The 18,145-nt window shown below is 65.7% G+C and carries 17 protein-coding genes; 11 read left to right on the forward strand and 6 right to left on the reverse strand.

What is annotated here, in order from left to right:
- From IBL25_RS09280 to IBL25_RS09295, 4 genes are all read left to right on the forward strand, one after another.
- On the forward strand, positions 1 to 986 hold a 986-nt coding region (locus IBL25_RS09280; protein WP_187778273.1), incomplete at its 5' end, for a tripartite tricarboxylate transporter substrate binding protein.
- Between the two features lie 24 nt (positions 987 to 1,010).
- A complete protein-coding gene (locus tag IBL25_RS09285) occupies positions 1,011 to 1,196 on the forward strand; it encodes a hypothetical protein (RefSeq protein ID WP_202986732.1) in 186 nt (61 codons plus the stop codon).
- Positions 1,171 to 2,475: an alpha-hydroxy acid oxidase gene (locus IBL25_RS09290; protein ID WP_202986733.1), complete on the forward strand. Its 1,305-nt coding sequence runs from the start codon at positions 1,171 to 1,173 to the stop codon at positions 2,473 to 2,475. The genes IBL25_RS09285 and IBL25_RS09290 overlap by 26 nt, the downstream gene beginning before the upstream one ends.
- A gap of 83 nt (positions 2,476 to 2,558) precedes the next feature.
- On the forward strand, positions 2,559 to 2,810 hold the full coding sequence (locus IBL25_RS09295) for a type 2 periplasmic-binding domain-containing protein (RefSeq protein ID WP_187778274.1): 252 nt from the start codon (positions 2,559 to 2,561) through the stop codon (positions 2,808 to 2,810).
- Positions 2,811 to 2,942: 132 nt separating this feature from the next.
- Here the strand turns inward: IBL25_RS09295 and IBL25_RS27540 are convergent, their stop codons facing one another.
- Complete coding sequence (locus tag IBL25_RS27540; protein ID WP_367615585.1) at positions 2,943 to 3,455, reverse strand: SbtR family transcriptional regulator; 513 nt, start codon at positions 3,453 to 3,455, stop codon at positions 2,943 to 2,945.
- Here IBL25_RS27540 and IBL25_RS09305 point away from each other — a divergent pair.
- Positions 3,361 to 3,810: a zinc-binding dehydrogenase gene (locus IBL25_RS09305; protein ID WP_367615586.1), complete on the forward strand. Its 450-nt coding sequence runs from the start codon at positions 3,361 to 3,363 to the stop codon at positions 3,808 to 3,810. The genes IBL25_RS27540 and IBL25_RS09305 overlap by 95 nt on opposite strands.
- A gap of 337 nt (positions 3,811 to 4,147) precedes the next feature.
- Here IBL25_RS09305 and IBL25_RS09310 read toward each other — a convergent pair whose 3' ends face one another.
- Positions 4,148 to 5,053 (reverse strand): LysR family transcriptional regulator, encoded by a 906-nt coding sequence (locus IBL25_RS09310; RefSeq protein ID WP_187778275.1) that lies wholly within the window; start codon positions 5,051 to 5,053, stop codon positions 4,148 to 4,150.
- A 201-nt stretch (positions 5,054 to 5,254) separates the two neighbouring features.
- On the opposite strand from IBL25_RS09310, the gene IBL25_RS09315 reads away from it, so the two are divergent.
- Genes IBL25_RS09315 through IBL25_RS09325 form a run of 3 tightly spaced genes read left to right on the forward strand, consistent with a single transcriptional unit; the run spans position 5,255 to position 8,170 of the window.
- The gene (locus tag IBL25_RS09315) at positions 5,255 to 5,728 is read left to right on the forward strand and encodes a YybH family protein (RefSeq protein ID WP_187778276.1); all 474 of its coding nucleotides are present in this window, start codon (positions 5,255 to 5,257) and stop codon (positions 5,726 to 5,728) included.
- A gap of 57 nt (positions 5,729 to 5,785) precedes the next feature.
- A complete protein-coding gene (locus IBL25_RS09320) occupies positions 5,786 to 7,192 on the forward strand; it encodes an aldehyde dehydrogenase family protein (protein ID WP_187778277.1) in 1,407 nt (468 codons plus the stop codon).
- Between the two features lie 51 nt (positions 7,193 to 7,243).
- Positions 7,244 to 8,170: an aromatic alcohol reductase gene (locus IBL25_RS09325; protein ID WP_187778278.1), complete on the forward strand. Its 927-nt coding sequence runs from the start codon at positions 7,244 to 7,246 to the stop codon at positions 8,168 to 8,170.
- Between the two features lie 430 nt (positions 8,171 to 8,600).
- On the opposite strand, the gene IBL25_RS27265 is transcribed toward IBL25_RS09325, so the two are convergent.
- Together IBL25_RS27265 and IBL25_RS09335 are read right to left on the reverse strand one after the other, a co-directional pair.
- A complete protein-coding gene (locus IBL25_RS27265) occupies positions 8,601 to 8,768 on the reverse strand; it encodes an SDR family oxidoreductase (protein WP_202986736.1) in 168 nt (55 codons plus the stop codon).
- Positions 8,749 to 9,708 carry a LysR family transcriptional regulator gene (locus IBL25_RS09335; RefSeq protein WP_202986737.1) on the reverse strand — a complete coding sequence of 320 codons (960 nt, stop codon included), beginning with the start codon at positions 9,706 to 9,708 and terminating at the stop codon, positions 8,749 to 8,751. The genes IBL25_RS27265 and IBL25_RS09335 overlap by 20 nt, the downstream gene beginning before the upstream one ends.
- 72 nt (positions 9,709 to 9,780) lie before the next feature.
- On the opposite strand from IBL25_RS09335, the gene IBL25_RS09340 reads away from it, so the two are divergent.
- Positions 9,781 to 11,007: an MFS transporter gene (locus tag IBL25_RS09340; RefSeq protein ID WP_187778279.1), complete on the forward strand. Its 1,227-nt coding sequence runs from the start codon at positions 9,781 to 9,783 to the stop codon at positions 11,005 to 11,007.
- Between the two features lie 188 nt (positions 11,008 to 11,195).
- On the opposite strand, the gene IBL25_RS09345 is transcribed toward IBL25_RS09340, so the two are convergent.
- Positions 11,196 to 12,809, reverse strand: coding sequence for an FAD-dependent monooxygenase (locus IBL25_RS09345; protein WP_187778280.1), 1,614 nt, complete (start codon positions 12,807 to 12,809; stop codon positions 11,196 to 11,198).
- Positions 12,810 to 12,984: 175 nt separating this feature from the next.
- On the opposite strand from IBL25_RS09345, the gene IBL25_RS09350 reads away from it, so the two are divergent.
- Together IBL25_RS09350 and IBL25_RS09355 are read left to right on the forward strand one after the other, a co-directional pair.
- Entirely contained in the window at positions 12,985 to 13,542 is a 558-nt protein-coding gene (locus tag IBL25_RS09350) for a MarR family winged helix-turn-helix transcriptional regulator (RefSeq protein ID WP_202986738.1), read from the forward strand.
- 59 nt (positions 13,543 to 13,601) lie between these two features.
- A complete protein-coding gene (locus IBL25_RS09355) occupies positions 13,602 to 14,642 on the forward strand; it encodes a tripartite tricarboxylate transporter substrate binding protein (RefSeq protein ID WP_202986739.1) in 1,041 nt (346 codons plus the stop codon).
- A 1,313-nt stretch (positions 14,643 to 15,955) separates the two neighbouring features.
- Here the strand turns inward: IBL25_RS09355 and IBL25_RS09360 are convergent.
- Positions 15,956 to 17,956, reverse strand: a complete 2,001-nt coding sequence (locus IBL25_RS09360; protein ID WP_187778281.1) for a PhoX family protein — start codon at positions 17,954 to 17,956, stop codon at positions 15,956 to 15,958.
- Between the last annotated feature and the right edge of the window lie 189 nt (positions 17,957 to 18,145).

Consider the following 18,145-nt stretch of genomic DNA (forward strand, 5'->3'; position numbering starts at 1 on the left):
CTCCGCTTCATGTTCCGCGCCGCCGCCTGCTGGCCGCAGGCGTCGCCCTCGCGGCGGCGCCACTCGCGCGCCCGGCGCTCGCCCAGGCAGCCTGGCCCACCGGCCGCGCCATTGAGATCGTGGTCGGCTTCGCGCCGGGCGGCGGCACCGACGTGATGCTGCGCGCCCTGGCGCAGGCTTTATCCACCGAGCTGCCAGGCGCGAACTTCGTCATCAACAACAAGCCTGGCGCGGGTGGCGAGACCTCCTACGTCGCGCTGCAGTCGGCGCGGCCAGACGGCTACACCATTGGCAGCATCAATACGCCGGGCTACCTGTCCGTGCCGGTGGAGCGCCGCGTCCGCTACGACCGTGCCAGGATCCGTGCCATCGCCCGCCTTGTTGATGACCCGACGGCCTTCGTGGTGCACCAGGAATCGCCCATCAAGTCGCTGGCCGACCTGGTCGCCGAGGCGAAGCGCCGCCCGGGCGAGATCAGCGTCGGTACCTCCGGCGTGGGCACGGACGATCATCTGGCGTTGACGCTCTTTCAGGCAGCCACGGGCACGGAATTCATCCACACGCCCTATGCCGGGGCGGGCCAAGTCAAGAACGCCGTGCTGGCCAGGCATATCGACGTGGCCGGGCTGAACCTTGGCGAGATCGGCATGCTGGGCCAGGACAAGCCCGCGCTGCGGCCGCTGGCTGGCATGGGCGAGAAGCGCTGGGACATGATGCCGGACGTGCCGACCTTCCGGGAGCTGGGATACGACGTGCTGATGACCAGCGAGCGCGGTATTGGCGCGCCGCGCGGCATTCCGGACGAAGTAGCCCAACAACTCCAGGAGGCCGTCGCCCGTGTGGTGGCCAAGCCGGAATGGGCGGAGAAGGCGCGGCAGCTTGAATTGCCCATGGCTTACCTGCCCGGTGCGGAGTGGGAAGCGCAGATGCCTGCCCAGGAAGCCCGCTACCGCCAGATCTGGGACAAGACGCCGTGGCAGCGCTGATGCCCGGCCGTCGTGCCGCGCTGCATGTTCGAGAGCAACTTCCCCGTCGCCAAGGGCAGCTACGGCTATGTGGTGCTGTGGGACGCCTTCAAGCGGCTAGCTGCTGGCGCCTCGGCTGACGAGAAGATGGCCCTTTCAGCGGAACGGCCACACGGGCCTACCGCCTGTAGCCAGGAAGCAATTCATGATGCCAGACGTGAAACGGCGTGACGTTGGGGCACCCGATGTGGCCGTGGGAATGCGCGAGGCGGCAGGCGCCCGGCCGGACCTTGCCAAGCCGCTGGTCCGCCAGGTGCCGCGCAGGATGCGGCATATCCTGAGCCTCGACGATCTTGAAAAGGCGGCACGCCGTCACCTGCCGCGGCCGATCTTTGGGTATGTCTCCGGCGCGGCGGAGGACAACCTCTCGCGCGCCGACAACCGGCAGGTCTTTTCGGAATATCGCTTCATCACGCGCGTCCTGCGGAACGTCTCGGCACGCAGCCAGGCGACAGATTTGCTCGGCCGCACCTACGCCATGCCGTTCGGCATCGCGCCAATGGGCATCAGCGCGCTGATCGCCTACCGGGGCGATCTCGTGCTCGCGCGCGCGGCACGGCAACTCGGCATTCCGATGATCATGAGCGGCTCCTCGCTGATCCGGCTGGAGGAGGTGTTCGAGGCCAATCCGGACATGTGGTTCCAGGCCTATCTGCCCGGCGAGCCGGACAAGATTGCGGCGCTGGTGGACCGTGTGGCGAAGGCAGGTGTCGAGACCCTGGTGCTCACCGTTGACACCGCTGTCCTGGCTAACCGCGAGAACAATATCCGTAGTGGCTTCTCCACGCCTCTCAAGCCCAGCCCGCGCCTGGCCTGGGACGGATTGCTGCGCCTGGACTGGACAATCAACACCTTCCTGCGAACGCTATGGCGGCACGGGATGCCGCATTTCGAGAACTCCTACGCCACGCGCGGCGCGCCCATCATGTCCGGCGCCGTCATGCGCGACTTCGGGCGCAAGGACCATCTGGACTGGGGGCATCTCGGCCAGATCCGGCGGCAGTGGAAAGGGCGCCTGATCGTCAAAGGCATTCTGCATCCCGAAGATGCGCGGCTGGCGCGCGAAGCAGGTGCGGACGGCATCATCCTGTCCAACCATGGCGGCCGTCAGCTCGATGGCGCCGTGTCGCCCCTGCGCACACTACCCGCGGCGGTGGAAGCTGCGCGCGGCATTCCGGTGATGATGGACTGCGGCATCCGGCGCGGCACGGATGTGCTCAAGGCCATGGCGCTGGGTGCCGCCTTCGTTTTCGTCGGCCGCCCCTTCGTCTACGCCGCCGCGCTGGCCGGGGAGCAAGGTGTTCTGCACGCAGCCAATCTTCTCGGCGCGGAGGTCATGCGGGACCTGGGGCTGCTTGGCGTCTCCTCGCCGTCTGAGATCGCGGAGGATCTTCTGGTCCGCCTCGACGCCAGTTCCCGGAACCAAGGTGTGCCGGTCAGCATACCATAGGTCCGGAGACACGGCTGCACTGTTCAGCCACACCACCAGACAAGCCTGTTGCCAAGCCCGACGCATTCGGGGACGCCTCGGGGGTGGTTGAGAACCGCACCGGGACGGCGACAGCCGCGCATGCGGAGCCAGATGGCTACACGCTCGGCACCATTGCCGTGAACAACCTCTCCATCAGCCAGTTCCTCTACCGCGACCTATCCAAGCCGACGTCCCTCGGCTGGAAGGCGCCGCTGGCGGTCGTGCCGACCAACCATGTTCCGGCGAAGGCCATGGCGGAACTCATGGCCTGGACGGAACAGCGGCAGGGCGACAAGCCAGCGCGCTGGCGGTGACCTGGGCCGAGCGATCGCCGGATCTGCCGGATGTGTCCAGCCGGTGGGCTTCCAAGGCGGCACTCTGGTCCATGCCGGGCCACCGGCCGGGGCTGCGCTGCGTCGCGCCGCTTCTCAGCTAGCTTGACATCCTCAGCGACCGACCGGGGGGCGTTCATCCCGACGCGCACTGCTATTCGCTTGGTCCATCAGGATTGCGCTTGCGACGAGGTCGAAGAGGTGCTCGGCACGAGGCGCGAGCGAGGGTTGGTCTCCAACCCAGGCCAGTGCTCCTATCAAGGCGAACAGGTCTGCCCCATCCATGTCGTTCCGCGCCATCCCTTCTTCCTGGGCGCGGGCAAGCAACCGCGCTCCGGCCGCCTTCATCGCCACGCAGGAGGCATGGAGGGCGGAATCCGGGTCAGCGATCGCGGCCGCCATCGAGGCCACGACCCCGCGGTAGTCGCGCGTCACCTTGAGGACGTGCCGTACCCACGACACAAGGGCGCCATCGGGACGCGCTGACATTGCGAGCTCGCGCGCCTCGCTTGCCAGCGCGTCGAAGCTTTCGGTGCAGCTGGCCAAGTGGAAGGGAGCGCGCGTCATCGCCGTGGCGTCGGGCAAGCACGAGGCGTTTTTGCGCGGCCTCGGCGTCGACGAGTTCATCGCCTATACCAGGACCGCTCCGGAGGATGCCGTGCGCGACCTTGACCTGGTTCTCGACACTCTCGGCGGCCCCACCAGCGGCCGGTTCCTGCGCACGCTCAAGCGTGGTGGCGCCCTGTTCCCGGTGTTCCTGGGCTTCTCCGACGCCACTGAGGCCGCCGAGCGGGATGTAACGGTCTCAATAACGCAGGTGCGCTCAAACGGCGCCCAGCTCGCGCGGCTGGCGGCATTGCTGGATGCAGGCACGGTTCGTGTCGCTATCGACAGCGCCTTTCCGCTCGCAGAGGCCCGCAAGGCGCATGAACGGGCCGCCCGAGGACACATCCAGGGGAAAATCGTCCTCACAGTCGCCTGAAACCCGGGCCCGGACAACATGCCGCCTCGGGTGCGTGGCCAGCCGCCTGCGCAGATCGCCATACCTTCCGTGCTCAGCGCGGCTACCAGTTAAAACGCGGAAGATGGACGCAGCAGGGACTGCAATAATGCCCTGCGCCCGCTTGCCGCAATTCAATCCGAGGAGGCAGTGCGAGTGCTGCTACAACGCGGCGTGTGCATAGCGGCTCGAAACCGCTGGCAGCAGACGGCGCTCGAACTCGCGCCAGCGGACGATCTTCACGCAATTGCCCGGCAGGTCGCAGCAAGAGCCGGAGCTAGCGATTCTCTACAGCTGACTTGCGCTGGCTGAGTTCCGTCTACCAGTTCTTCGCTTCGGTTCCGATAACCTCGACGCACCAGTCTATGAACGCGCGGACAGCTGGTGAGAGATGGCGGCTCTGCGGATACAGAAGCGACAGGGGCACCGCCGGGGCTTCCAGCTCGGGCAGTATCCGCACCAGCCGGCCTTCGGCGAGCTGACGGCGAACCATGTAGCTGGCCGCCCGGATCAGGCCCAGACCGGCAACACCTGCGGCGACATACCCGTCGGTATCGTTCACCGTCACACGCGTCTTCATCGATACAGGATGCAGCTGATCTCCGTCCTGGAACGCCCAACTCGTCGGCCGCCCCGTGCGGCTGTCGGCGTAGCCCACCGCGAGGTGATCGCGAAGCGCTGCGATTCCGAGAGGTTCGCCATGTCGCTCCAGATAGGCAGGCGACGCGCATACGTACCAATGGAAAGCCCCAAGGCGGCGTAGAACCAGGCTGGAAGGCTGGGGCTCTCCCGCCCGGATGACGCAGTCGATCCCCTGCTGCACCAAGTCAACAACCGCGTCGCCGAGCTGAAGGTCGATCCCGATTCCGGGGAAGCGGGCGGTGAAATGGGAAAGCGCGGGGATAATGAAGTAGCGGGCCAGCGACGGGGGCATGCCGGCCCGTACCGTGCCCCGTACCGCGCCCGTACCCTTTCCCACCGCCCCTTCGGCAGCCTCCACCTCGCGCAGGATCGCCTTGCTGCTGTCGTAGTAGCGCAATCCTGCATCGGTGATGCTCACTGCCCGGGTTGTCCTGTTGAGCAGTTGGACCCCGAGATGCGCTTCAAGATCCTTGATCGTCTTGGTCACAGTGGACGGAAGCACGCCGAGCGTCTCCGCAGCACGCTTGAAGCCCCCCGCCTCCACCACCCGCGTGAAGGTCTCCATCGCCTGAAGCCGGTCCATCCAAAGCAATCCTCAAGTTTAGCGGGCGTAGGTCACCGGTGCGTCTGGCCACATACAACGCCGCCGTCTCCACCCATTTATTCACTTTCTGCGAATAATGAAGTCAAGCCGGTTCGCCTTATCCCGATGGACTTTCCCGCCAGATAGGCACCGAGACAGGCGCACCTTCAGCCGTCTGTCTGCAGACACGGAGTAGCAAGGATGCAGCAAGCACCGAGCAAGGCCGCCCCCGAAGACGAGGACGTCCGGGCTCTGAATGATCTGGCGCGCGAGTGGGTGGAGATCGGTTGGCGTCATACGTCGCAGGAGCCGTTCGACTTTCGAGGCCGCCTCGCCCGTTTCTACGACTGGTCGTCCGAAGACACGCAGTTCTTCGATGACTTCGATACGAAGCGGCGCGTCAACACAGACGTAGCCCAATATGCGGCAATCTGGGACGAACGCATCCCTTCGATGCAGTGCCTGACCAATGTCACCGTCGACGAACCGCGCACCTTGGTGTCAGGCGACCTCGCGGTCATGAGCGTCCAGTTCGTCACCTCCTACACGACCGCGGACGGTGTTGCCGATCAGGCGCTAACGCTCTCGAGCCTCGTCTGGCGGCGCTCACCGGATGGCTGGCGCATCATCCGCGAACACGGGAGCGGGCTCGCGGCCCATGCGCCATCGCGCTGAACCCCGGATTCTTCCGACGACGCCGGCCTTCCCATTCTCTCACTGGGAGTACTGAGAATGCAGTATGAGACAAGGCTTACGATCAATGGAGCGCTTATCGACGGCGCTCGCGCACTTGAGGTAGTCGACCCCGCCACCGGCAAGGTCTTCGCAACTGTTGCATGCGCCTCGCAGCAGCAGGCCGAGGCAGCGGTCCAGGCGGCAAAGAACGCTCAGCCAGGCTGGGAGGCACTGAGCTGGCGTACCCGGGCCGACATGCTGAAGGCGATCGCCGACCGCATCGAAGCTCGGCGCAGCGACTTCGCCGACGCCATGGTTGCCGAGCAGGGCAAGCCCCACCGTGAGGCGGCCGCCGAGGCGGCCTATGCGATCGCGTTCATCCGCCACTTCGCCAGCCTGAACTTGCCAGAACGGCTGCTCTCAGTCCCGGGCAGCGGCAGGGTGGAGCTGCGGCACCGGGCTCTGGGAGTGGTCCTAGGAATCAGTCCCTGGAACTTCCCGCTGCTGATCCCGGCCGCCAAGATCGCACCCGCGCTGCTCGCCGGCAATACGATGGTGATGAAGCCGGCGCCAACAACGCCGATCATGACGCTCATGCTCGGTGAGATCGCCGCGTCCGTCCTTCCGCCTGGCGTCCTCAACGTCATCACGGACCAGAACGACCTCGGCGGCCTGCTCACCTCGCATCCCGATATCGCCAAGGTGACCTTCACCGGCTCAACCGCGACCGGCCGAAAGATCATGGCGAGCGCGGCCCCGACGCTGAAGCGCCTGACGCTGGAACTCGGCGGCAACGACGCTGCGATCGTCCTTGGCGATGTGGACGTACAACAAACGGCGGAACGCATTTTCGCCGCCGCCTTCTTCAATGGCGGGCAGGCCTGCCTCGCGATCAAGCGCGTCTATGTCGCTGATGCCATTTACGACGAGTTCTGCGAGGCGCTGGCCCGCCTCGCGCGCGAGGCGATCGTCGGCCCTGGCAGCAGTCCGGAGGCCCGCATTGGTCCGATGCAGAACCGGCAGCAGTTCGAGAAGGCGCGGCACTACCTTGAGGTCGCGCGCAGGGACGGTCACATCATCGCGGGAGGCAGTATCCACCCGGGCGACGGCTACTTCGTCGCCCCCACGGTAGTGCGTGACATCGATGACTCCAGTGAGCTCGTGAGCCAGGAGCAGTTCTCGCCGATCCTGCCGGTCATCCGGGTGACGGACGGCGAGGATGCGCTCGCCCGGACGAATGCCAGCGACTTCGGCCTTGGCGGGTCGGTGTGGTCCGGCGACGCCGCCCGCGCGAGGGCTTTGGCGGGCCGGATGCAGTCAGGGACAGTCTGGGTGAACCAGCACCTGAACTTCGGCCCGGAGGTGCCGCTCGTGGGTGCCAAGCAGTCAGGCATCGGGGTCGAGTGGACAGATCTTGGCCTCGCCGAATTCTGCCAGATCCAGGTCATCAACGAAGCCGCCTGACGGATTCCCCGCAAGGGCATCCGGCCGGATGAAATAGACAAAGAAACACATATGAACGGCACAAACGTAGATCTGAGGGATATGCTGGTGCTCGGTGCTGGGCAGCTCGGGATGGCTGTTCTACGGGCCCTCGCACCGCGACTGCGGGCGGCGAAGATGCCGCTCACCGTTCTCGTTGCACCAGGAATGCTGGACAAGCCCTCTCAGCAGGATGTGGCGACCGTGGCGGAGCTGCGCCAACTGGGCGTGGAGATACTCGGCATCGATCTCAATTCTGACGAGAGGGCCTTGACCGATGTGTTCCGACGCTTCCGGACAGTGGTGAACTGCACCGGCTTCGTTGCGGGTCCGGGAACCCAGATGAGGATCACGCGGGCGGTTCTTGCGGCGGACGTCGAGCGATACTTCCCATGGCAGTTCGGTGTCGATTACGACATCGTCGGACGTGGCAGCGGGCAGCCTGTCTTCGATGAACAATATGAAGTTCGGGAGCTGCTCCGTAGCCAGAGCGATACCGAATGGGTGATCGTCTCGACGGGAATGTTCACCAGCTTCCTGTTCGAGCCGGCATTCGATGTGGTCAACCTCGACCGCGGGACCATCCATGGGCTCGGCAGCTGGGATACGAAGGTTACGGTGACGACGCCTGAAGATGTCGGGAAGCTCACTACCGAAATCCTGTTGGCCGAACCACGGATCGCCAATCGGGTCGTCTATGTTGCTGGGGACACGATCTCCTACGGGAGGCTTGCGGAGGTGGTTGAGCGGGTCACCGGCCGCGCATTCCAGAAGGCGGAATGGACTCTCGACAAGCTGCGCGCGGATCTCGCCGCCAAGCCCGGCGACCTGATGGCCCGCTATCGCGCTGCGTTTGCTTTGGGCGACGGCATGTGGTGGGAAAAGTCTAACACCTACAACGAACGTGAAGGTCTCAAGACATTAAATGTCGAGGAATATCTGCGCGCGCGATTAAGCTGATCCACGCAGCCAGGCTCATGACCCATCAATGAGCCTCTTGCGGCTTGATGTTGCGGTGATGCCATGGCGGCCAGAGGTGCTGCCATGGCTGACCTGCTCCGGCTCCCGACGGTGCAGATCGAGCGGATCGCGTGCTACTTCCCGCTCTCGCATGCTGTGCCGTGGGCGGACCACAGACGGGTCTTCAGCAGCATCACCTATATCATCCGGCGTGATCTAAACTGGCGCGATGCGGCTGCCCAGGCTGGTTGTAGCGAAACTCCCTCTCCCCGAACCGCAGAGCCTTCGACCACCTTCCAAGAAATCCCGAATTCGTGCCAGATCGTTCTGAGCGACCTGCCCCGACCCGATGCAGGCGTGGAACCTTCCATTGCTACCAGGGGTTCAGCGGGTACGAGAGTGCGCGGTACCGCGACAAGATGTGAAGACTTCAGGCGCGACGCATTCCGCCGTCGCCGTAAAGCTCAGCACCCGCGATGAAGCTCGCCTCGTCGCTGAGAAGGAACATCCTGGCTGCTGCCACCTCCTCTGGACGCGCCCGGTGGTTGAGCCTCCGACGGCCGATGGGCGCTTCCCCATCAACCGCTGGATCCTTCATCCCTTTGCACCTGTCTCACCATCTCGCGGAAGCGCAGGAGCGGCCCCGATGTCGACGTCCGCCGCGTGGCGAAGCGCAGCGGCACGGACAGGCCTGAACACTCTGCCAGTGCGTGGAACGTCACCACGCGTGGTGCTTGGTCCCGAATGGATGCAGGCACCAAGGAAACGCCGAAGCCCGCAGCGACGAGGCTGAGCGTCGACGGCAGTCGCGGCGCCTCCTGCACAACAACCGGATCGAAGCCCGCGGCACGGCAGGCCGCGATAATGGGATCATGGAGGCCAGACTGAGTCGGCCGGTGGTAGAGAACGAAGGATTCTGCAGCGAGGCAGGCAAGCGGCAGCGGCTGTCCGTCTTCCCTCGCCAGAGGATGTCCCGGAGGCAGGGCGGCGAGCATCGGCTCGTCGAGGATGCTCTCCATCCGCACCTCTGGCATGTCGATGATGTCGGATCGCACGAAGGCTGCGTCGATGCGCTCGCGAAGCAGCGCCTCCACCAGTTCCTGGGCTGTGGCTTCCTCAAGCGTTACCGAGACGGCGGGCAAGGCCATGCGGAACTGCCGCAGTGTCCTGGGCACAAGGGGGTGCAGAGCCGCTGATCCTGTGAAGCCGATGGCGAGGCGCCCCTGCTCACCACGCGCCGCCTTGCCCACCACAGCCCGCAGCCCGTCGACCTTCACGATAACCTGGCGCGCTTCATTCAGCAGCGCGGCCCCTGCCTCCGTGGGCCGGATGCCGCGTGGCAGCCGCTCCATCAGCGCGGTGCCGAACTCGGCCTCCATGGCGCGCAGCAGGCGTGTCAGTTGCGGCTGCTGCATGCCCAGCCGCTCGGCGGCCCGCGTGACGCTGCCTTCCTCCGCAAGGGTGACAAAGGCGCGCAGGCGGCGAAGATCCATCAGTGCGATGCCTCTGGTGTCATGGGAACGCGCATTCAGCGGCATTAGAAATCATGGAAGCGCGGGCGTATCAAGGATGCCCATCGTTCGACCAGCGACTTGGGAGGAAACGACACCATGCCGGATGGCTCGCTGCACTGGCGGCGCAACATGTATGTCTGTCTCGTCGGCTCCTTCACCAACGTCACGGCCATGACGCTGCTGCTGCCGTTCCTGCCGCTCTACGTGGAGCAGCTCGGCGTCCAGGGCCGCGCCGCCATCGTCCAGTGGTCCGGCATTGCCTACGGCATCACCTTCCTGGGCGCCGGCATCATGGCACCTATCTGGGGCAAGGTGGCCGACTTCTACGGCCGCAAGATGATTCTGATGCGAGCCTGCCTTGCCATGGCCGTCTGCATGTCGCTGATCGGGGTGGCGGAAAACATCTACCAGCTCGTCGGCCTGCGCCTGCTGGCGGGCGTGCTGGGCGGCTACGCCTCCGGCGCCGTGGTGCTGGTGGCGACGCAGACGCCGAAGGAGCAGGCGGGCTGGGCACTGGGTACCCTCTCCATCGGCACCATGGCGGGCACGCTGCTCGGGCCCCTCGTTGGCGGCGTGCTGCCGGGCCTCATCGGGCTGCGCGGCACGTTCTTCCTGGCAGGCGGCGTCATCTTTCTGGCTTTCCTGGGCACCGTGTTCCTGATCCGCGAGGACCGGCAGCCGCGGCCGAAGGGCGCGCCGCAGGTGACCGGCAGCGCCTGGTCAATGATCCCGGACCGGCGCCCGGTCATCGCCATGCTGGCGACGGCGATGCTGCTGATGCTGGCCAATATGTCGGTCGAGCCGATCATCACGGTCTATGTCGCGCAGTTCGTGCCGCCAGGTGGGGACGTCGTGTTCACGGCCGGGCTGGTGATGGCCGCGTCCGCCATCGGCAGCGTCCTCGCCGCGTCATGGCTGGGCCGCCTGGCCGACCGGATCGGCTCGTGGAACCTGATCACCATCTGCCTGCTTGCCTGCGGTGTCCTGCTTATCCCGCAGGCCTTCGTCACCGAGAGCTGGCAACTCATCGGCCTGCGCTTCCTGATGGGCATCTCGCTGGCCGGGCTGCTGCCGGCCATCGCGGCGACCATCCGGCACAACGTGCCGCAGGGCGCGGCGGGCACCATCCTCGGCTACAACACCTCGGCGCAGTACGCCGGGCAGGTGCTCGGGCCGCTGGCTGGAGGCTTCGTGGGCGGCCATGTCGGCATGCAGGCTGTCTTCCTGGCGACGACCTTGATCATGTTCGCCGGTGCGGCGTTCAACTGGACGATCAGCAGGCAAGTCAGCGGCATGATGCCGGATCTGCTTCCGAAGCCGTGATCCGGCAGGCTCCGGCGCACACACTCAACTGAACGCCTGAGCGCCATCGGCACAGGGCCGGCCCGGCGGAGATTGGCCGGAAGCGGCCAGTCCGCTTACCGGCAGCCACTGCCGGTAAGCGGGCATTTCCTCGGATGACCGTCCATGTGCTGGCACATCTGGGCCAGCCATCGCCATCCTTTCCGCTGCTAGCTTACACTCTCGGCAAGCACGGCCTTGCCAAGGGCGCGGGCCAGGATGTCCTCCGCGTGCTCTGCTGGTCCGCCATCAGCCCAGGCGACGAACTGGTCGGGGCGGACGAGGATCGTGCCGGACCCGTAAGCCGCCTCAGCATCTGCGCCGAGCGCCACGATCTGCAGCGGGATACCCTGCCGTTTCGCTGCGTCCTCGAACCTGGTCGCCTCGGCGCCATCGGGCGCGGAGGTCAGCAGCGTCAACCCCTCGCCAAGGGTGTCGAAGACGTTGCCACCATTGGGCAGCGGCTGCGGCGCCAAGTGGTGGCCCGCCCGTGCCTGGAAGCTGTGCGAGCCGACCGCACTCGGCTTGCCAGTCCCGTTCACCACAATCGGCGAGCCCTCATAGTTCGGCTCGAATGACGCGACCTCGGACCGGGCACCGGACTGCCGCGCCGTCCATTCCGCCTCAAAGGCCGCCCTGTCCCGGCTGGGATCGAACACTGTCAGGAAGTCGCGGTCGGAGTGGATTGACTTCTCGATGAAGTCGCGGGCGGTGGAGGCGAAGACCGGGCGGCGTTCGGCGTCATAGCTGTCGAGCAGAGCCGGGCCGCCCCAGCCCTGCAGGGTCGCGGCCAGTTTCCAGCCCAGGTTGGCGGCGTCCTCCAGGCCCGTGTTGATGCCGTAGCCGCCATAGGGCGGATGGCTGTGCGCCGCATCCCCAGCCACAAAGACGCGGCCCTGGCGATACTGGTCCGCGATGGCGAAGCGCAGGTCCCAGAAGCCAATATGCTCGAAAGCCACGTCGAACTCGGCGCCCGCCGCCCGTTGCAGGTAAGCGGCGAAGTCCATGCTGTCCTTGGTGGTGCCGGGCGGCACCGGGGCATGGAAGAAGAAGCCGCCATCGAGATCGACGCGGCCGAAGAACTGCCAATACCCGCGCAAATCCGGGTGCAGCACATTGTAGTAGGACTTGCCGGGGTAGCGGCTCAGCAACTCGTTCAGGCGCCGGGACCGGAACACCAGCAGCACCATCAGGCGGTCGTGGTCCGACCGGGTCTGGGTGATCCCCGCGGCTTCCCGGGTGGTGGAGCGGCTGCCGTCGCAGCCCACCGCATAGTCGGCGCGCAGTTCGCGCCGGGCGGCGCCATGGCGCTCTGCCACCACGATGCGGACGCCGTTGTCGTCCTGCTCCACTGTCTCGGCCGTCCAGCCATAGAGCGTGGTGACGGAAGGCAGCTCTGCCACGCGGGCGCGCAGCACCGCCTCGGTGGCGTATTGCGGCAGGCGCTCGTTGTCCGTGAAGTAGTAGGGCCGCACCAGTTCCCGTTGCAGCCAGTCGTAATGATAGTCCCCGAACAGGGTGCCATAGGACGTCATCCCGCCGATGCCGTATTCCCTCGGGATTGTCCGGGCGGCACGCAGAGCCTTCTCGGCACCCCAGAAGTGGAAGTGCTCCATGGTCCGCTGCGTCAGGTTCTGCCCCTTCGGGATGGGCTGCGGCTGCGCGTAGCGCTCCACCAGGGTACAGCCGATACCCCGCTGGCCCAGGGCGATGGCGAGGCCTGTTCCCACTGGTCCTCCACCAATGATGACGACCTGGGATGTATCCGGGCTGATGGGGGACATGGGCGTTTCCTGATATTGGTTAAGTTGGGCGCCGGTTTGGTCCTGAAGCCCGAGGGGACCCTTCCACGGCACGATTTCGCCGTCAATATCATCAGACGACTGACGATTTCCACCCGAATTTCGGTGGCCAAGGCATGGATGTGGCCGATGGATTGCGGCAAAGAATGAAGGCATCGTGCCTGCCTGGAAGGGAACCGCCCCGCTGATCGAACGAGCCCGCAAGCGCCTAGCCATGCCGGAGCAGGATGGCGCCGAGAGCCGCATCGAGCCCCTTGCCATGCTCTATGCCCGGCCCGGCTTCAAGCTACGCCGCGCGCATCAGGTCGCGCTCTCGGTCTTTTCCGAGGAATGCCGCGCCTTCGACGTCACCACCACGCAGTATGGCATCCTGGTGGCACTGCGGGAACAGCCGGGGCTGGATCAGATCGGCTTGGCACAAGCGTTGGGGCTGGATCGTTCGACAACCGGCATGGTGGCCGGAAACTTGGAAACGCGTGGCCTCCTGAGGCGGCAGCGCCATGAGGTGGACCGGCGACGGCATGTCCTGACCCTTACCGCAGCGGGGGAGGAACTGCTGCAACAGATTGGGCCTGCCACGGAACGCGCGTGGCGGCGTCTCCTGGCGCCCTTGTCAGGGGCCGAAGCGGCAGCACTGGCCGCGCTGCTGGACCGGTTGTTGTCCTATCACGACGCCCTGATCCGGGTGCCGCTGAAGCGCAGCCAGGACAGCTAGGCACGCATCTCGCCTGAGGCAGGCCCGGCAGCCCAACGTGCATCCATGCCGAAAATTTATTGACAGACGTCTGCTTATTTTGCGACGGTCTGCGCGAAGAAAAAACGCAGGAAACGTTTGTGCGCCCATCTGCTCTCTCGCGACGCGGGCTGGCGTCGCTCGCCCTCCTCCCGTTCCTGGCCCATCGCGCCGTGGCCCAGCCGCAGCAGCCGGACGGGCCGGTGACCATCATTGTTCCCTATACCGCGGGAACAGGGCCGGACATCCTGGCCCGCCTGGTTGGCGTGCATCTCCAGCCGCGGCTGAGCCAGCCTGTTGTGGTCGACAACCGGGCAGGCGCCAGCGGCCTGATCGGCACCCAGGCCGTGTCGCGCGCCGCGCCGGACGGGCGCACGCTCATGCTGCAGCCCAATACCTTCGTCATGAACGCCAGCCTGTTCCAGCAGGTGCCCTACGACCCGGTGAAGGGCTTCACGCCCATCGCTCTGCTGACCCGCGGCGACCTAGCCCTGGTGGTTCACCCGGATGTTCCCGCCCGGGATGCCCGCGCCTTCGCGGAACTCGCGCGGGCGAAGCCGGGCGCCGTCGATTATGCCAGCCCCGGCAACGGCACTCCGCAGCACCTCGGCATGGCATTGTTTGCGCTCACGGCGAAGGTGGAACTGACCCATATTCCCTATCGCGGCTCGGCTCCGGCCATCCAGGATCTGCTAGGCAAGCGCGTGGCAGCCATGTTCCTGCCCGTGCACACAGCCCTTCCCTTGGTGAAGGAGGGCCAGATCCGCATGCTGGCGATCGGCAGCGAGAAGCGCTCGGCCTCCGCGCCGGAGGTGCCGACCCTGGCTGAGGCGGGCTTCCCTGGTGTGCAGGCGGATCTCTGGTACGGGCTGCTAGGTCCAGCCGGATTGCCGGGCGCGCTGGTGAGGCGGCTCAACACCGAGCTCAATGCCTGGCTCGCCGAACCCGCCACCACCGAGGCCTTGCAGGCCCAGGGCATGGTCGCGACCCCCTCGACCCCCGAGGCCTTTGGAGAGCTCGTGGCACGGGACTACGTGCGGTGGGCGTCGGTGATCAAGCAGGCGGAAATCACCGCTGGCTAAGGCTTGGCGGCTGCGTGCGGACTGTCCTTGGCCAGGCCGCCAGCATCATCCTGGTACACCTCGAGAGGAATGAGCGGTATGGCCAGCGCGCGACATCACCGCGGCACGCGAGTTGTCGCTCCGCAAAGCCTAGGCCGCTGAAGAGGCGGCTGGCCAGGTCCTGAACCAACCTTCAGAGCCGATCGCGGGGAACCACGCTAAGGTGGCTGAGACTAGGCGGCCTGGGTTGGAAGAGCATTGAGGAGAAGCTGATTGCCTATAGCGTTCTGGTCGATGTTTTGGCAGCCTCTATCATAGAGGTTGGCCTCGGCTCTCCGTCCTTCGCCTGTAAACCGGAGGGTGCCGGAGCGTAGAGGCCGGTAGGGTTAACCCTCCTGCGACATCGAGGGGCCGCGGGTTCTGCCAGGGCGAGTAGAACACCATGCTTATGCAACGAAGGTCAGCGGCTCTCTTCCTATGCTGCCTTTCGATCTTGGGCATCGCAGCCTGTGCTGCACCATCGGACCCCATCCCGGCCCAGAGCAGATTTGAACGGTTTGACCGCTATTACCTCCATCGGGAGTCCCCCTTCGCACCACGGGGCGATCTGTTTGACCGGCCCTAAATTCCAATGCGTAGGCAGGTCACCGCATTGACATGGTGACTTGCCGTCACTTCTTCTGCTCTGCGATCCTGGCTTTGCCCCGTGACTGGAGAGCATGTTCATGGCTTCGAGCATCAGCTCCTTCGGAGGGGCGGTCCTCATCCAGGGCAATCTGTTCACAGCCTAGACAAAGGCGGTGACGCCTTGCTTCGCTGCCGCATCCACCTCGGTCGGTATCTCCAGCTCAGCGCGCCACGGACGGGCGTTTAGCTTGGGCTGGTTACGCAGCGCCATCAGCTTGCGCTGCCCGTCGATATGGAAGCATAGAGGCGTGGCTGCATGTCATCATACAGCTTCGCCACTTCCTCTGCCGCCTTCCCACCGGGCTCGTATTCCGCTGCGGCATTGCTGGTTGCAAGGCAGTTCCCGAAGCGACCCGGAAGCTGATGATGGCGGCAACACGTCCACTCAGGATGGTGCGGAGCATCAGGTCAAAAGCCTCCAGACGCCCCCTTGGCAACTGGACGCCTCCTCGGACGCCAATACAATAATCCTGCGCCAACATGTCCGTCGGTCGGCTGCCCGGCTGTTGCCCACAGCAGCCTTCCGGACGATCAAGCAGCTTCCACACAGCAGACGCCGGCTTGCGGCTGCCTGTAGATCGCGGAAAGCAACCGCTCGCCGGATAACGCGCCGGCGGGCGGTGGCCATGTGCCATGTAGTGCCGTGATCAGGCGCCGATCTTGCCGCCACCGGTTTTCGTGATGGCAATGATCGCCGGGCGCGGCGGCATGCTGTCCTTGAAGTCCGGCCAGCGGGTGGACGGGTTGGCGAAGGAACTCCCCTTGTCGTCGCCCGGGTGCTGGATGGCCAGGAACATCGTCTCGTCATCCGGCGTCAGGCAGGGGCCACAAACCTCGGCACCCGTGGGCGCCTGGTAGAACAGCTTGGTCAGTGCCCGGCCTTCGCCATCCGTATCCGCGCCGTACAGCCCGTCCGCCACCTTGGAGGTGCCGGGGGCGCCGTCGGTCGAGATCCAGATCCGGCCCTTGCTGTCAAAGGTGCAGTTGTCCGGGCAGCTCAGCCAGCCCTCGGCGCTGAGGCTCTGGTGGTACTGCGCCCCGGCATCGGTGCCCGGCCTGCCGGCGATCAGGAAGATTTCCCAGGTGCCTTCCAGCGCCGCGTGATCCACACGCTCCGTGCCGGCGCCCGGCGGGATCATCTCGATAACATGGCCGTGCACGTTGTTGGCGCGCGGGTTGATCCTGTCCACCTGATCCGCCTTGCGGCGGGTGTTGTTGGTCAGCATCACGTAGACGCGGCCGTTCACGGGGTTGGCCTGCACGTCCTCCGGCCGATCCATCGGTGTCGCCTTCAGCAGGTCGGCGGCGCGGCGGGTGTCGATCGCCACGTCGGCCTGGCTGTTGAAGCCATTGGCGGCGGTCAGCGGACCCTGGCCATGCACCAGCGGCAGCCAGCGCATCTTGCCGTCTTCCTCGAACCGCGCGACGTAGAGCGTGCCATCGTCCAGCAGGTCGCGGTTCGCGGCGCGGTCATCCGGGTTCCAGGCGCGGGCGGTGACGAACTTGTAGACGTAGTCGAAGCGCTCATCGTCGCCGGAATAGAACACCACACGACCATCAGGCGCGATGGCGTGGGTGCAGCCCTCATGCTTGAAGCGGCCCAGCGCGGTACGCTTCACCGGCACGCTTTCCGGGTCATAGGGGTCGTACTCGACCACCCAGCCGAAGCGGTTCGGCTCGTTCGGCTCGCGGTCCAGGTTGAAGCGCTCGACGAAGTCGGCCCAGTGATAGCTGGCCTGCTTCACAATGCCATAGCGCTTGTACATCGCGGCCTGCGCGCCAGTCTCGGCCGCCTCGCCACCGAAATACTGGTTGAAGTTCTCCTCGCAGGTGATGACTGTCCCCCAGGGCGTGTTGCCGCCGGCGCAGTTGTTGAAGGTGCCCAGCGCCATCCGGCCCTCCCGGTCGGCGGAGGTCTTCATGCGGTCATGGCCAGCGGCCGGTCCGCTGATGCGCATCGGCGTCTCGCCGGTGATGCGGCGATTCAGCTTGCTGCCTGCCACCGGCGCCCAGCGGCCGTTCTCCTTGCGGATCTCCACGATGGACATGCCATGCGCGGCGATCTCCACCATCGCCTGCTCGCGGCTGGTCTTCAGGCGGGATTCCTCCCCCGCGCCGAGCCCGTCGAACATCAACTGCGGGTCGGTGTATTCGTGGTTCACCGCCAGCAGGCCGTGGGAGGCATTCTTGCTGCCCTGCGGCAGTGGAAAGAAGTCCACGTAGTCGTTGTTGTAGCCGAACTGCTGGGCCTGAGCGGCGGCGGTCTGACTGGCTGGGTTGAAGGCCGGCGCGCCGGGCAGCACCGGGTCACCCCAGCGGATCACGGTCTGCATCTCATAGCCCGGCGCCAGCGCGTCCTCGGGCTTCAGCTGATGCGCCAGTTCCGTGAAGGTCAGGCTGGAAGGGCCGTTGCGGACGGGGCCGGTGCCCTGCTGCGCGGCGGCGTTCTGCGCCGCGGCGGTGTTGGCCGAGGTCAGGAGCTGATCGGTCAGCGTCGCGGTCGCGGCCGCGCCGGCCAGTCCGCGCAGCGCGGCGCGACGGGACAGGCGGCGCTCGACCAGTTCGCTAATGGTGTCGCGTGGCGCGGGATTGCTGCCGATGTCCTCGATCTCGGGCAAGCGCCCGCTGGGCAGGCAGGTGTCAGGCATGAAGGGATATCCCACTGACTTGGGCGGCACAGGGGAGCGCCGCAAAACATCCGGGAGAGAGCGTCTCATCTACGACGCCTGGATGACATCGCGATGAACAAACCATGACGATGCTGATCCGGCCCCCCAATACGCGCAGCCTCCGCATTTTCCTGCTTGCTATGTTATAACATATCGTTCATCAGCGAT

The sequence above is a fragment of the Pseudoroseomonas ludipueritiae genome, from assembly GCF_014490445.1.
Lineage (GTDB): Bacteria > Pseudomonadota > Alphaproteobacteria > Acetobacterales > Acetobacteraceae > Pseudoroseomonas > Pseudoroseomonas ludipueritiae.

What these genes read in the sequence shown, in the direction of transcription:
- IBL25_RS09285 (WP_202986732.1), top strand. Translation starts at nt 1,011, where the DNA reads ATGTTCGAGAGCAACTTCCCCGTCGCCAAGGGCAGCTACGGCTATGTG.
- IBL25_RS09290 (WP_202986733.1), top strand. Translation starts at nt 1,171, where the DNA reads ATGATGCCAGACGTGAAACGGCGTGACGTTGGGGCACCCGATGTGGCC.
- IBL25_RS27540 (WP_367615585.1), bottom strand. Translation starts at nt 3,455, where the DNA reads ATGAACTCGTCGACGCCGAGGCCGCGCAAAAACGCCTCGTGCTTGCCC.
- IBL25_RS09310 (WP_187778275.1), bottom strand. Translation starts at nt 5,053, where the DNA reads ATGGACCGGCTTCAGGCGATGGAGACCTTCACGCGGGTGGTGGAGGCG.
- IBL25_RS09315 (WP_187778276.1), top strand. Translation starts at nt 5,255, where the DNA reads ATGCAGCAAGCACCGAGCAAGGCCGCCCCCGAAGACGAGGACGTCCGG.
- IBL25_RS09320 (WP_187778277.1), top strand. Translation starts at nt 5,786, where the DNA reads ATGCAGTATGAGACAAGGCTTACGATCAATGGAGCGCTTATCGACGGC.
- IBL25_RS09325 (WP_187778278.1), top strand. Translation starts at nt 7,244, where the DNA reads ATGAACGGCACAAACGTAGATCTGAGGGATATGCTGGTGCTCGGTGCT.
- IBL25_RS27265 (WP_202986736.1), bottom strand. Translation starts at nt 8,768, where the DNA reads ATGAAGGATCCAGCGGTTGATGGGGAAGCGCCCATCGGCCGTCGGAGG.
- IBL25_RS09335 (WP_202986737.1), bottom strand. Translation starts at nt 9,708, where the DNA reads ATGCCGCTGAATGCGCGTTCCCATGACACCAGAGGCATCGCACTGATG.
- IBL25_RS09340 (WP_187778279.1), top strand. Translation starts at nt 9,781, where the DNA reads ATGCCGGATGGCTCGCTGCACTGGCGGCGCAACATGTATGTCTGTCTC.
- IBL25_RS09345 (WP_187778280.1), bottom strand. Translation starts at nt 12,809, where the DNA reads ATGTCCCCCATCAGCCCGGATACATCCCAGGTCGTCATCATTGGTGGA.
- IBL25_RS09360 (WP_187778281.1), bottom strand. Translation starts at nt 17,956, where the DNA reads ATGCCTGACACCTGCCTGCCCAGCGGGCGCTTGCCCGAGATCGAGGAC.